Raw genomic sequence first — 13,505 nt, forward strand, 5'->3', positions numbered from 1 at the left:
CACACGTGGGGACCACCGAAAGGCAGTGCCATGCCGGACCAGGCGGACAGCGCAGGCGGAGCGGACCAGGCCGGTGCGGCGGAGCGGGCCGGTGAAGCGGGCCGGGCCGGTGGGGCGCCGACGCCACCGCCCGCCGTCCGGATACAAGGGCTGTGGAAGCGGTTCGGGGAGCAGATCGCGGTCGGTGGCATAGATCTGGAGCTGCCCGCGGGCAAGTTTGTCGGCCTGGTCGGGCCGAACGGCGCGGGGAAGACCACCACGCTCTCGATGGTCACCGGACTGCTCAGGCCCGACATGGGGAAGATCGAGGTCGGTGGCCACGACGTGTGGCGGGACCCGGTCGAGGTGAAGTCCCGGATCGGGGTGCTCCCGGAGGGACTGCGGCTCTTCGAACGCCTCTCCGGCCGCGAACTCCTCGCCTACACCGGGCGGTTGCGGGGCCTGCCGGGTGCCGAGGTGGACAAGCGCGCCACCCAGCTGCTCGATGTCCTGGACCTCGCCGGCGCTCAGCACAAGCTGGTCGTGGACTACTCGACCGGGATGCGCAAGAAGATCGGCCTGGCGGCCGCGCTCCTGCACAACCCCGAAGTCCTCTTCCTCGACGAACCGTTCGAGGGCGTGGACCCGGTGTCCGCCCAGACCATCCGGGGCGTGCTGGAGCGGTACACCCGGTCCGGTGCGACCGTCGTCTTCTCCAGCCATGTGATGGAGCTCGTCGAGTCGCTCTGCGACTGGGTGGCCGTCATGGCGGCGGGCCGCATCCGGGCGCGCGGCACGCTCGCCGACGTACGCGGGGAGGCGTCCTCGCTGCAGGACGCCTTCCTGGAACTGGTCGGTGCGAACGCCCGGGACACCGGGGAGTCCCTGGACTGGCTGGGCGGTGCCCGATGACCGTGCTCGACACCCCGGTGGGCTCCGCCGTGCCGGCGGCGCGGGGCCAGGGCCTCGTCCCCGTCTTCGTGCGGCTCAAGCTGACGCTGCTGCGCAACGGCCTGCGCCAGTCGTCCGGGCGGCGGGCCGCCTATGTCGCGTCCCTCGTCGTCACGCTGCTGTTCGCCGTGGGCCAGGTGATCGGCCTGGTCGCGCTGCGCGGCCACGCGCAGGCGGGCACCCTGGTGGTCCTGCTGACCGCCGTGGTGGCGCTCGGCTGGGCGGTGATGCCGCTGTTCTTCCCGAGCGGCGACGAGACCCTCGACCCGAGCCGGCTGGTGATGCTTCCGCTGCGGCCCCGCCCGCTGATCGGCGCGCTGCTGGTGGCCTCGCTGATCGGGATCGGCCCGCTCTTCACGCTGGCCCTGGTCCTCGGTTCGGTGATCGCTCTCGCGCACGGCCCGGCGGCAGCGGTGGCCGGCGTGATCGCCGTACCGCTGACGTTGCTGATCTGCCTGGCGCTGGCGCGGTCGGTCGCCACGGCCAACATCCGGTTGCTCACCTCGCGCAAGGGCCGTGACCTCGCGGTGCTCAGCGGTCTGGTGATCGCGGTGGGAATCCAGTTCGTCAACTTCGGCGCTCAGCGCCTCGGCCGGGCGGGCGGGCTCTCCTCGCTCGAACCGGCCGCGGACGTGGTGCGCTGGCTGCCCCCGGCATCGGCGCTCGGCTCGGTGGAGTCCGCCTCCGACGGCGCGTACGGGAGCGCCGCGGTACAGCTGCTGTCGTCGGTGCTCGCCCTCGTGGCCCTGATGTGGCTGTGGCACCGGAGCCTGGTGAAGCTGATGACGTCACCGGACGGTTCCACGATCGCCGCGGCGGAGCCGGCCCGCGGCAGCTCGTCCGGGACGGACCGCCCAGGGTTCTTCGCCCTGCTGCCCGAGGGGCGCACGGGTACGGTGATGCAGCGGAGCCTGCGCTACGTCGTACGGGACCCGAAGACCAAGGCGGCCTGGGTGACGGCGCTGGCGATCGGCCTGATCGTGCCGGTGCTCAACGCCGTGCAGGGGGCGGGATCGGTCTACTTGGCCTGCTTCGCGGCCGGCATGCTCGGCATGCAGATGTACAACCAGTTCGGCCAGGACACCTCCGCCTTCTGGATGGTGGCGCTCTCGATCTCCTCCGCGCGGGACGCCCGTCTGGAACTGCGTGCGCGTGCGCTGGCTCTGCTGGTCATCACGCTGCCGTACACGATCCTGGTGACCGTGGTGACGGCGGCGGTCCTCGGTGACTGGGCGGCGCTCCCGGGGGTCATGGGGCTGTCGTTCGCCCTGCTCGGAGCGATGCTGGCGACGGGTGCCATGGCTTCGGCGCTGTTCCCGTACTCAATCCCGCAGGACGGCGCGTTTAAGAACGTGGTGCCGGCGCAGGCGGGGCTCGCCTGGATCTCCATCTTCGGCGGAATGGTCGCGGCCGCACTGGTCAGCGCGCCCGTGATCGGGCTGACGGTGTGGCTGCACGTGGCGGATCTGCAGGGCTGGTTGTGGCTGCTGCTGCCGGTGGGAGCGGTGTACGGGACGGCCGTCGGCCGGCTCGGGCTGCGGCTGGCCGCGACCCGCACGGCGGACCGGCTGCCCGAGATCCTGGCCGCGGTCAGCAAGGGCTGAGCCGGCGTCCGGCCCGGCACGCGCGGGGCCGGACATCCCCGGGCGTCCGGGACGGGAACACCCCAGGGCCTGCCGGCAGGCGTGCAGGCGGGGGCCGGGGCTCCCGGAACGGTGGCCGCCGGGTCAGGGGCTGACGGGCTCCCGGTCGTCGCGCCAGTCCTCGGCGAGCTGTTCCAGGAACGGCTCGACCGCCGTGCGCCAGCCCTCCGGCTGGTCGTAGTGGACGAGGTGACCGGCGTCAGCTACCTCGGCGTACTGCCCGCGCGGCAGGACGCGGACCATTTCCTGCGCCTCGGCCCTGCCCAGCTGCCCGTCGATCCCCCGCAGGACCAGGGTCGGGCACCGCACCTGGGCCAGCTCCTCCCAGTGGGCGTCGTAGACCCAGGTGGCCCGCGATTCGAGCATCTGCCTGCGGGAGAAGACGGGCCGCCAGCCGTCGGCGCACTCGGCCATCACCTCGGCGAAGAACTCTCCGCGGGACGGATTGGGCCGCTCCACCCAGGGATCGTCCTCGCCGAACCACTTCCGCACCTCGGCGAGCGTGGCGAAGGGCACCGGCCACGCGTCGAACCAGTCCTCCCATTCCCGCTGGGAGGCCGCCCCGAGGGCCGAGGCCCGCATGTCGCAGACGACCAGCGCCTTGACGAGGTCGGGGCGCTTCGCGGCGAGCTGCCAGGCGGTGAGGGCACCCATCGAGTGCCCGATGAGGGTGACGGGAGCGAGATCGAGCTGTTCGATCGCGGCCTCGACGTCGGCGACGTAAGCGTCACGCGTGTAGGGGCCGTCGGCAGGCTTCTCGCTGCGGCCGTGCCCCCGCTGGTCGAGGCCGACCGGCCGGTGACGCTCGGAGAGCCAGCGGGCGGTGGAGGCCCAGTGCGCGGCCCGGCCCATCAGCCCGTGCAGCAAAAGGATCCCGGGGGCCCGCTCGGCCTCCGCGCGCCCTTTGGGCGGATCGGCGAACTCCCAGGCAGCCAGGCGCACGCCGTCGGAGCCGGTCACATCAATGCGCCGCACCATAGGTTCGGGCACCCCCTTCAGGTTCTCGGTCACCGCGTGCTCGCGTCCGCCAGACTATCGAACCTTTATTCGAAAACCGGCTCCCGGCTCGGAACTTCCCACGTTCGAGTGACAGCTGCGCAGGATTGACGTCCGTCACCGGGGGGAGATCTTCAGCGGGAAGCGGACCACTCGGGGACAGGGGTCCGCGGGGACTGACTTCGAGAGCTCGGGGCTCCAGGTCAGCGCAGGGGAGGACAGGCCCCGGCACCCTCGGGTGCCGGGGCCTTCCCCGTGTTCCGGCACCGGTCCGTCCGCAGTCGGCCCCCGCCCTAGGGGCGGCGCACCGGGGTGCTCCCGCGGCCACCGGGGCAGCGAGGCACCCGGCAGTCACCTCGCGCTGCACATGCCGGTGCGACAGGCGCATTCCCCGCTCCCTCCCCGACCGCGCGGCGGTATCAGCCGGACCCTCAGGTCATATGCCTGGCCACAGCCTGGCACGCGATTCGCCCGGGCGCTGCGATTCCGGACGGAAAACAGAAAGCGGGCCGTAACCGGTCACTTCTGCACGTGCATCTGCACCGGTGCCTGCAACTGCAACACCCGTAACGGTGGTCGCGCAGTGCCCCGAACGCACCGCGGCCACCTTGCGTACGCAAGGTGGCCGCACCACATCCGTGCTGGTCAGCGCCGTTTCTGCGGGCTATGGGCCGAGGCGGCAGGGCGTCCGTGCCGACGACCGCAGGCTCAGCGCTTGGCGACGAAGACGTGAGAGGCCACGTCGGCGTTCAGTTCGGCCGCTTCGCCGCTGGATCCGACCAGCACACCGCCGGCCGACTCCGTCACGCTGACGACGGACCCGGGCTGCACGCCCGCACGACGCAGCGTGTACATCAGCTGCGCGTCGGTCTGGATCGGCTCGCCGATCCGGCGCACCACCACGGTCTTGCCCTCCGGGCCCGGGTCGAGCTCGGACAGGCTCACCATGCCCTCGTCCAGGAACGGGTCGGCCTCCGCCTCCTCGCCCAGCTCCTCAAGACCCGGGATCGGGTTGCCGTAGGGCGACTCCGTCGGGTGGCGCAGCAGCTCCAGCACCCGGCGCTCCACGGCCTCGCTCATCACGTGCTCCCAGCGACACGCCTCGGCGTGGACCTGCTCCCACTCCAGGCCGATCACGTCGACGAGCAGGCACTCGGCGAGCCGGTGCTTGCGCATGACACGGGTCGCGAGGCGACGGCCCTCGTCGGTCAGCTCCAGATGGCGGTCACCCGCGACCTGGACCAGCCCGTCCCGCTCCATGCGCGCCACCGTCTGGCTGACCGTCGGACCGCTCTGGTCCAGCCGTTCGGCGATCCGGGCGCGCATCGGGACCACGCCTTCCTCTTCGAGCTCGAGGATGGTGCGGAGATACATCTCCGTTGTGTCGATCAGTCCGGACATACGTGCCCCTCGATGCTGTGACATGAAGTCGTCGTGCGATGGCCCTGCACCAATTCTGACGCATGGGGCCGACAACCGTGCCGTACCGGTCGCAGGCGGTGTGCAGGCATGCCCCGGAGCGGTATTGACAGGTCACTGGTCCAGACCGCAACGTGATCCGCGGCACGGTCCACCACTCCCGCAGGAAAGGCCTCCTCGATGAGCGACAGGAAGCTGGCCGGTCAGTTCTTCGACGCAGCGATCGGCCTGCTTGAGCGCGTTCGCGACGAGGAGGCGGGCTCGATCGCGGCAGCGGGTACCGCGATCGCCGACACGGTCGCGGCGGGCGGCCGGCTCTTCGCCTTCGGCGCCGGGCACTCGTCCCTCGCCGCCCAGGACGTCGTCTACCGGGCGGGCGGATTCGCGCTGATGAACCTGCTCGCCGTGCCGGGCACCGTGGGCGTCGACGTCATGCCCGCCACGCTCGGCTCGGCCCTGGAACGGGTGGACGGCCTGGCGAGCGCCGTGCTCGACTCCAGCCCCGCCACCTCCGGCGACCTCCTCGTGATCATCTCCCTGTCCGGGCGCAACGCCCTGCCGGTGGAGATGGCGCAGAACGCCCGGGCACTCGGCCTCACGGTCGTCGGGGTCACCTCGGTCGCCTACGCGACGGGCACCAGGTCCCGGCACGCCTCGGGCGGGTTCCTGCGGGACCACTGCGACATCGTGCTCGACAGCAAGATCGCGATCGGTGACGCGGAGCTGACCACGGAGGGCATCGAGGCGCCGTTCGCCCCCGCGTCCACCGTCGTGACCAGCGCGCTGATGCAGGCGGTGATGGCCACCGCCGCGGAGGAGCTCGTCGCCCGGGGGATCGAACCGCCGCTGCTGCGGTCGGGGAACGTGGACGGCGGCCACGAGTGGAACGGACGCGTGATGCGGGAGTACGGGGACCGCATCTTCTACCGGCACTGACCGGTACTCCGGAGCCGGCAGGCACGGCCCGGCAGTCCGGGACACGGCTGCGGCGGCCCCGGCGGGGTCCGGTCCGGGACACGGCCGCGGCGGCCCCGGCGGGGGCACGGCACACGCCACCACGCGCCCCCGCACCCCGGGTGTCCGCCCCGGCGGGCCCCGCCGTCCGCCCTCACCCGCCGGAGGGGTCCCGGGGGCCGTCCCGGCTCGTCAGCCGGGCCAGGTCGACGGCCGAGGCGACCCGCACCGCGACGCTCTCCGCGTACATCACGTCCGGGCGCTCGAAGGCGCTGCGGTGCGCCGCCCGGAGGAACGTCACCACACCCAGCGTCCGGCCCCGGCTCCGCAGCACCGTGCACAGGGCGTGCGCCGAGTCCCGGGGCCACCGGCGCTCCACCGCCCACTGCTCACCCGCCCCGGGACCGGCGCTGGCGCGGACCGAGCCCCTGCGCTCCACCGCCTGGACGGCGGGGTGGCCGGCCCCGTACCCCACCGGGATCGAGCCGCCCGACACCAGGAGGCAGGGGCCCGGTGCGTCAAAGGGCGTCGCGGCGGTCCGTACCAGCCGCTCCCCCGCCAGCAGGTCCACCACCACGTGGTCGGCGAACCCGGCCAGGGCGTAGTCCAGCGACGAGGTCGCCGCCTCCATCGGGTCCTCGCACTCGGCGGCCTGGCGGGCCGCCCGGTGCAGTTGGCCGGACCGGAAGCGCACCCGGTCCGCCTCCTGCTCCGCGAGCTTCGCCGCCGTCACGTCCGTGAACAGCCAGCCGACCCCGAGCGGAACCGGCTCTTCGGCGAGCGGGGAGGACAGCCGGAGGAAACCGCTGCGCCAGCAGCGCCGCCGGTCACCCTCCGCCGTCCGCAACGTCACCCACAGCTCGGCCGGAGCGGTCGGCGCCCCCTCGGCGAGCACGTGCTGCAGGGCGCCCTCCAGCTCCTCGACGCCCTGCAGGATCAGCTCGCCCAGCGGGCGGCCCAGCAGCGCCGTGCGCCCGCCGCCCAGTGCCCGGGCGGCGTGGGCGTTGACGACGGTCGGGCGGAGATCGACGTCGACGAGGACGACACCCCAGGAGGCGTCCTCGAGCAGCGCCTCGCTCAGCGCGATGGAGCGCTCCAGGTCGATCTGGGTGTGCACCTCGCTGAACGCGCAGTACACCCCGGCGGGCTTCCCGTTCTCGCCGCGCACCCCCGACGACTGTGTCCGTACGAGCACCCGCCCGCCGTCCTTGCGCAGCAGTGCGAACTCGTGGACCTGCCGCCCCGGGGCGTCCATCACGGCCATGAGGCGGCCGTGCACGTCGTCCGCGTCCGCACTGCGCACGGCCCATCCGGCGAACCCGGTCCGGCCGACGGCCTCCGCGCTGGTCCAGCCGAGAATGCGCTCGGCCTCCCGGTTCCAGTGGGTGATCGTGCCGTGCGCGTCGAACGCGCACAGCGCCGCGTCCATCCCGTCGAGCAACGCGGCCAGCAGCCGGGACCCCGGAACCGCCCCCGCCGGGGACCCGGGCCCGGATCCGCCGTCGGAACCGGGCGCGTCGGGGCCCTCGTCGGGATCGAGCGCGTCGGTGGTTCCACTGCTCCTGGAAGCACTCACTCCGTACCCCCGCAGGACGTATCCGTCATGGCTGTCCGCATTACCGCACGTCAGACCATTGAACTCGAACGTGAGCCACCACACATCCACTTCCCGGAAATCGGATGGCCACGTCCCCCGATAAATCACTTGTGCCGCTCCGGGGCGAGTTCCTACTCTGTACGCACACGTTGAAAGGAGGTGATCCGAAAAGTGCAGTCTTATCGGATTCGTGAGGTGGCTGCGGGCTGACAGCCCGTCGTCGCACACAGTGCACCTCGGCAGCTGTCTGCCGAAACCCAAGCAGTCACCGACCCGCAGGCTCGCCGGTAAGTCCGGCCGGCTCCTCAGCAAGGAGGGACCAGAGCCTGCGGGTTTCTGCGTGTCCGGGCCCCGGTCAGGTCGCGTGTCCGGGCCCCGCCGGATCCGCGGGGCCCGCCGCCGCTACGGGCAGAGCCGCTCGACCTGCCAGCCGGCGCCCTCACGTACGTACCGCAGCCGGTCGTGCAGCCGGTTCTCGTGGCCCTGCCAGAACTCGATCGTCTCCGGTACGACCCGGAAGCCACCCCACTGCGGAGGCGCGGGGACCTTCTCGCCCTCCGGGTAGCGGGCGGCCAGCTGCTCGTAGCGGTCCACGAGCTCCTGCCGCGAGCCGATCACCGTCGACTGCTCGCTCGCCCACGCACCCAGCTGCGAGCCGTGGGGGCGGGTACGGAAGTACGCCACCGTCTCCTCACGCCCCACGCGGGCCGCCGTGCCGTTGACGACGACCTGGCGGGCCAGCGGGTGCCAGGGGAAGAGCAGCGAGACGTACGGGTTGGCGGTCAGCTCGCGGCCCTTGCGGGAGCCGTAATTGGTGAAGAAGACGAAACCGCGGTCGTCGTAGTGCTTGAGCAGCACCGTGCGGGAGGACGGCCGGCCGTCGGGCGTGGCCGTGGACACGACCATCGCGTTCGGCTCGTGGAGCATGCCTCCCCCCGCGACCTGCCGGAACCAGTGGGCGAACTGCTCCATCGGGTCGGCGGCAAGGTCCTTCTCGGTGAAGTCCTCGGAGCGGTACTGCTCGCGCATCGCGGCCGGATCGGTGGTGCAATCGGAAGCAGAGGCGCGGGAGGAGGCGGAAGCGGAAGACGGAGTGGCATCAGCTGTGGGCACGGGGCCATCCTGCCGCAGAGGGACGGGGTGCCCGGCGGGAAGGGGGCGTGGAAGCCGGACCGCGCCACCGGAAGACCGGCCGGGACCGGGATGTTGTGCCGGATGTCACCCTTCCGCACACCGTGCGTACCCGCCAGTATCGTGGGCAGGCCCCGTGGTACCAGGGGTCCGTACACAGCCGCCGAGCCGAGGGAGCCGCCTGATGTCCGACTTCGTACCCGGACTTGAAGGAGTCGTCGCGTTCGAGACGGAGATCGCCGAACCCGACAAGGAGGGCGGCTCGCTCCGCTACCGCGGCGTCGACATCGAGGACCTCGTCGGCCAGGTGTCGTTCGGCCACGTATGGGGCCTGCTGGTGGACGGGGCGTTCGATCCGGGTCTGCCGCCCGCCGAACCGTTCCCGATCCCCGTGCACTCCGGCGACATCCGTGTCGACGTGCAGTCCGCGCTCGCGATGCTGGCGCCCGTGTGGGGCCTCAAGCCGCTGCTGGACATCGACGAGAAGACCGCGCGCAACGACCTGGCGCGCGCCGCCGTGATGGCCCTGTCCTACGTCGCCCAGTCGGCGCGTGGCCAGGGGCTTCCGATGGTTCCGCAGAGCGAGATCGACAAGGCGCAGTCCGTGGTGGAGCGGTTCATGATCCGCTGGCGCGGCGAGCCGGACCCGAAGCACGTCAAGGCCGTCGACGCCTACTGGACGTCGGCCGCCGAGCACGGCATGAACGCCTCGACCTTCACCGCCCGTGTCATCGCCTCCACCGGCGCCGACGTCTCCGCCGCCCTGTCCGGCGCGGTGGGCGCGATGTCCGGCCCGCTGCACGGCGGCGCCCCGTCCCGGGTGCTCGGCATGATCGAGGAGATCGAGCGGACCGGCGACGCCACGGCGTACGTCAAGCAGGCCCTGGACAAGGGCGAGCGCCTGATGGGCTTCGGCCACCGCGTCTACCGCGCCGAGGACCCCCGCGCCCGCGTCCTGCGCCGCACGGCCAGGGAGCTGGCCGCCCCCCGCTTCGAGGTGGCGGAGGCCCTGGAGAAGGCGGCCCTGGAGGAGCTCCACGCCCGCCGTCCGGACCGCGTCCTGGCGACGAACGTCGAGTTCTGGGCGGCGATCGTGCTGGACTTCGCCGAGGTCCCGGCGCACATGTTCACCTCGATGTTCAGCTGCGCCCGTACGGCGGGCTGGTCGGCGCACATCCTGGAGCAGAAGCGGACCGGGCGCCTGGTGCGCCCCTCGGCGACGTATGTCGGCCCCGGCCCCCGCGACCCCCGGGAGATCTCCGGGTACGACCAGCTGGCGAACCTGGGGAACTGACCGGACAGGACACGGACCGATCGGGGGCCCAGGGCGGCCGCCGATCGGTCCGTGTGCGCGGCGCACAGCCCCACCAAGCGGTCCATGCCGGCCCAGCCCGCCCCGGCGCACACGGCTTCGCGCTCCTGCCCGAACGCGATCGGTACGGGACACCCGGCCTCCCGGAGGCCCTACGCGAGCGGTACGGGACGCCCGGCCCTCCCGGAGGCCCTCCCCGACGGCCTCTGCCGCTCCTGCCACCGGCCCGGCTCTTCCAGCCGGCGGCCCTCCCGCCCGGGGTGCTCACCGAGTCCGGCGTCCGTAACCGCGCGGGTGAGGTCCGCGAGCTGCTCAGGGCCCGGTGAGCGAACGCCCCGCCACCGCTCGGACGCGCCGTCCCGGCCGGGCGGTGGCGTCCTCAGTCCAGTACGTCGTCGAGCACGGCCGCCCACTGCGCGACGACCCGGCGCCGCCTGGCCGTGTCGTCGGTCAGCAGGTTGGCGAGGCCCAGGCCGCGGGCCATGTCGAGGAGGCCCTGGACCGTCTCGCGGACGCCGGGGCGGCTTTCGTCGGCGTCGAGCAGCTGTACGGCGATGCGGTGGGTCTCGCGGCCGACCCGGGCTTCGAGTTCGGTGACGCGGGGCCGTAGCTGGGCCTCGTTGGAGGCGGCGACCCAGAGCTGGAGCGCGGCGCGGAAGAGGGGACCGGTGTAGAGGTCGACGAGTGCGGCGACCACCGCCGTGCGGCCCTGGACGGGCAGGGCGCGCAGGGCGGCGGAACGTTCCTCGGCGACGTACTCGACGGCACCGGTGAACAGGTCCTCGCGGGTCGGGAAGTGGTGCTGGGCCGCGCCGCGCGAGACCCCGGCGCGCTCCGCGACGACGGAGACCGTGGAGCCCGCCCAGCCGTGTTCGGCGAGGCAGGCGACGGCGGCCTCGAGGAGACGCTGACGGGTGGCGCGGCTGCGGTCCTGCTTGGGGGTCTTCGCGGAGGGGGGTGTCACACCAGCCATGCGGGATCCCGTCGTTCCAGGAAGGCCGTCATCCCCTCCCTGGCCTCGTCGGAGGCGAAGAGTGCTGCCGAGCGGGCGATGAGGTCTTCGGCGTGCCGGTCGAAAGTCTCCAGCACAGTAGCCGTGACCAGCTCCTTCGACGCGGCCAGCCCCTGGGGTGAGGCCCTGCGCAACCCGTCCAGTACCGGTACGAGCGCCTTGTCCACATCATCGGCGGAGCCGGCGGACGCGGCGGCCAGGGAGACGAGGCCGATGCGGACGGCCTCCGCGGCGTCGAAGCGTTCTCCGGTGAGGTAGTAGCGGGCGGCGGCTCGGGGGTCCAGGCGGGGCAGCAGGGGCAGCGAGATGACGGCGGGGGCGAGGCCGAGGCGCGATTCGGTGAGGGCGAAGGTCGCCTCCGGGCCGGCTGCCGAGATGTCACAGGCGCCGAGCAGCCCGAGGCCGCCCGCCCGGACGTGCCCGGTGACCCGGGCCACGACCGGCTTGGGCAGCGCCACGATGCGGCGCATGAGCCCGACGAGGGCGTGCGGGTCGGGCGGTGCGGTGAGGTCGGCTCCGGCGCAGAACGTGTTGCCGGTGTGGGTGAGGAGGACCGCCCGTACGGCCGGGTCGGCCGCGCAGCCGGCCAGCGCGTCGTCCAGCTCCTCGACGAGCGGCGCCGAGAGGGCGTTGCGGTTGGCCGGGGAGTCGAGGGTGAGGGCGGCGACGCCCCGGTCGTCGGCCCGGTGGACGAGGGTCATCGCTGCTTCTCCCGGTCGCGCAGTTCCCGCCGCAGGATCTTGCCCGAGGTCGCCCGCGGGACGGCGTCCACGAACTCGACCCGTCTGACCTTCTTGTACGGGGCGGCGCGCTCGGCGACGTACGCCATCACCTCGTCCTCGGTGAGGTCCGGGGTCTGCGGGGAGCGGACCACGAAGGCCTTCGGGACCTCGTTGCCTGTGTCGTCGAGGACGCCGATGACGGCCGCGTCCGCGATGGCGTCGTTGCCCAGGAGCAGGGCTTCGAGCTCGGCGGGGGCGACCTGGTAGCCCTTGTACTTGATGAGCTCCTTCACCCGGTCGACGACGTACAGCCAGCCGTCGGCGTCGACGCGCCCGACGTCGCCGGTGTGGACCCAGCCGTCGCCGTCGATCATGTCGGCGGTGGCGTCGGGGCGGCCGAGGTAGCCCTTCATCACCTGGGGGCCCCGGATGAGGATCTCGCCCTCGGTGCCGGTGCCGACGTCCGCGCCCGGGTCCACCAGCGAGACGATGCGCATCTCGGTGCTGGGCAGGAGCTTGCCGACGGTGCCGGGCGGCGGGTTCGGCTCGTCGAGCGGCACGACGTGCGTGCCGGGCGAGAGTTCCGTCATCCCGTACGCCTGCCGTACGGGTGGCAGGCCCAGGCGCGCCGAGCAGGCGGCGGCGAGCTCGGCGTCCAGCGGGGCGGCGGCGCTGACGATGTAGCGGAGCGAGGAGAGGTCGTACTCACCGACCAGGGGGTGCTTGGCGAGGGCGAGGACGATCGGCGGCGCCACGTACAGGCCGCTGATCCGGTGGGTCTGGATCGCTTCGAGGAACTGCGCGAGGTCGAAGCGGGGCAGCACCACGACGGTGGCGCCGTAGCGGAGCGGGGCGTTCATCAGGGCGGTCAGCCCGTAGATGTGGAAGAAGGGGAGCACGGCGAGGATGCGGTCGCCCTGGCCGATGGGGACGAAGGGGCGCAACTGCTCCAGGTTCGTGCCGATGGAGCGGTGGGTGAGCATGACGCCCTTGGGGACGCCGGTGGTGCCCGAGGAGTAGGGCAGGGCGGCGATGTCCTCGGCGGGGTCGATCGTGACGTCGGGTTCGGGGGCGGTCGAGCCCAGCATGTCCAGGACGGAGGTGTGACCCTCAGCCCGGTCGCAGACGAAGATCTCCCGGACGCCGCCGGCCAGTTCGGCCGCGCGGCGGGCGACCTCCAGGAGCGGGGAGACGGTGACGATCCAGCGGGCGGCGGAGTCCCCCAGCTGCTTGGCGAACTCCTCGGGGGTGGCGAGGGGGTGGATGGTGGTGACGGTGGCGCCCGCCCGCGTCGCCCCGTAGAAGACCGGTGGGTAGGCGATCGTGTTGGGGCTGTGCAGGGCGAGTACGTCACCCTTGCGCAGCCCCGCTTCGGCGAGGGCGGCGGCGATGCGGCGGTGGAAGGTGTCGAGCTGGGTGTAGGTGACGCTCGTGCCGTTCGTCGCGTCGATCAGGGCGGGGGTGTCACCGAAGTCGGCGGCGGCCCTCCCGAGGACGGCTTCGTGGATGGGTGTTGCCAGGGCCGGGACATCTGCGTACTCGCTGCGGAACACTGTGGCGGTCCCTTCGACGCGGGTGGACGGGCAGTCAGCATCCCCTCCGCACCGGGGCGTGGGAACCCCGCGCGGCAGTCACCGGAAGCGGTGGTCCGGCTTCCGCCGGATCGGCGCGGGGCGCCCGGCGGGGTCGCCCACAAGGCGCCGGAGACCCCTCGCGGGGGAGCCGCCAGGGCGTTTCGGCAACGCCGCGAGCGGCCGCGCCAGGCGCTCCGCGCCCAGCGGGAGGTGGA

At 72.7% G+C, this 13,505-nt stretch carries 11 protein-coding genes; 4 read left to right on the forward strand and 7 right to left on the reverse strand.

What is annotated here, in order from left to right; genetic code table 11:
- The first annotated feature begins 30 nt into the window (after positions 1-30).
- Both QFZ58_RS15890 and QFZ58_RS15895 read left to right on the forward strand, forming a co-directional pair.
- Positions 31-891: an ABC transporter ATP-binding protein gene (locus QFZ58_RS15890; protein ID WP_307125571.1), complete on the forward strand. Its 861-nt coding sequence runs from the start codon at positions 31-33 to the stop codon at positions 889-891.
- Complete coding sequence (locus QFZ58_RS15895) at positions 888-2,534, forward strand: transporter (protein WP_307125572.1); 1,647 nt, start codon at positions 888-890, stop codon at positions 2,532-2,534. Before QFZ58_RS15890 ends, QFZ58_RS15895 begins: the two co-directional genes overlap by 4 nt.
- Positions 2,535-2,657: 123 nt before the next feature.
- On the opposite strand, the gene QFZ58_RS15900 is transcribed toward QFZ58_RS15895, so the two are convergent.
- Positions 2,658-3,551: an alpha/beta fold hydrolase gene (locus QFZ58_RS15900; protein WP_307128881.1), complete on the reverse strand. Its 894-nt coding sequence runs from the start codon at positions 3,549-3,551 to the stop codon at positions 2,658-2,660.
- A 726-nt stretch (positions 3,552-4,277) separates the two neighbouring features.
- Positions 4,278-4,970, reverse strand: coding sequence for a metal-dependent transcriptional regulator (locus QFZ58_RS15905; protein WP_307125573.1), 693 nt, complete (start codon positions 4,968-4,970; stop codon positions 4,278-4,280).
- 198 nt (positions 4,971-5,168) lie between these two features.
- Here QFZ58_RS15905 and QFZ58_RS15910 point away from each other — a divergent pair, with 198 nt between their 5' ends.
- Positions 5,169-5,924 (forward strand): SIS domain-containing protein, encoded by a 756-nt coding sequence (locus QFZ58_RS15910; protein WP_307125574.1) that lies wholly within the window; start codon positions 5,169-5,171, stop codon positions 5,922-5,924.
- 172 nt (positions 5,925-6,096) lie between these two features.
- Here QFZ58_RS15910 and QFZ58_RS15915 read toward each other — a convergent pair whose 3' ends face one another.
- Together QFZ58_RS15915 and pdxH are read right to left on the reverse strand one after the other, a co-directional pair.
- On the reverse strand, positions 6,097-7,518 hold the full coding sequence (locus QFZ58_RS15915; RefSeq protein ID WP_307125575.1) for a PAS domain-containing protein: 1,422 nt from the start codon (positions 7,516-7,518) through the stop codon (positions 6,097-6,099).
- A gap of 423 nt (positions 7,519-7,941) precedes the next feature.
- Positions 7,942-8,568: a pyridoxamine 5'-phosphate oxidase gene (gene pdxH, locus QFZ58_RS15920; protein ID WP_307128882.1), complete on the reverse strand. Its 627-nt coding sequence runs from the start codon at positions 8,566-8,568 to the stop codon at positions 7,942-7,944.
- Positions 8,569-8,854: 286 nt separating this feature from the next.
- On the opposite strand from pdxH, the gene QFZ58_RS15925 reads away from it, so the two are divergent.
- Positions 8,855-9,964: a citrate synthase 2 gene (locus QFZ58_RS15925; protein WP_307125576.1), complete on the forward strand. Its 1,110-nt coding sequence runs from the start codon at positions 8,855-8,857 to the stop codon at positions 9,962-9,964.
- Between the two features lie 397 nt (positions 9,965-10,361).
- Here QFZ58_RS15925 and QFZ58_RS15930 read toward each other — a convergent pair whose 3' ends face one another.
- Genes QFZ58_RS15930 through QFZ58_RS15940 form a run of 3 tightly spaced genes read right to left on the reverse strand, consistent with a single transcriptional unit; the run spans position 10,362 to position 13,269 of the window.
- Complete coding sequence (locus tag QFZ58_RS15930; protein ID WP_307125577.1) at positions 10,362-10,955, reverse strand: TetR/AcrR family transcriptional regulator; 594 nt, start codon at positions 10,953-10,955, stop codon at positions 10,362-10,364.
- Positions 10,943-11,695: an enoyl-CoA hydratase family protein gene (locus tag QFZ58_RS15935; protein WP_307125578.1), complete on the reverse strand. Its 753-nt coding sequence runs from the start codon at positions 11,693-11,695 to the stop codon at positions 10,943-10,945. Before QFZ58_RS15935 ends, QFZ58_RS15930 begins: the two co-directional genes overlap by 13 nt.
- The gene (locus QFZ58_RS15940) at positions 11,692-13,269 is read right to left on the reverse strand and encodes a 4-coumarate--CoA ligase family protein (RefSeq protein WP_307125579.1); all 1,578 of its coding nucleotides are present in this window, start codon (positions 13,267-13,269) and stop codon (positions 11,692-11,694) included. The genes QFZ58_RS15935 and QFZ58_RS15940 overlap by 4 nt, the downstream gene beginning before the upstream one ends.
- Positions 13,270-13,505 lie beyond the last annotated feature (236 nt).

Source organism: Streptomyces sp. B1I3 (assembly GCF_030816615.1).
Classification (GTDB): Bacteria; Actinomycetota; Actinomycetes; order Streptomycetales; family Streptomycetaceae; genus Streptomyces.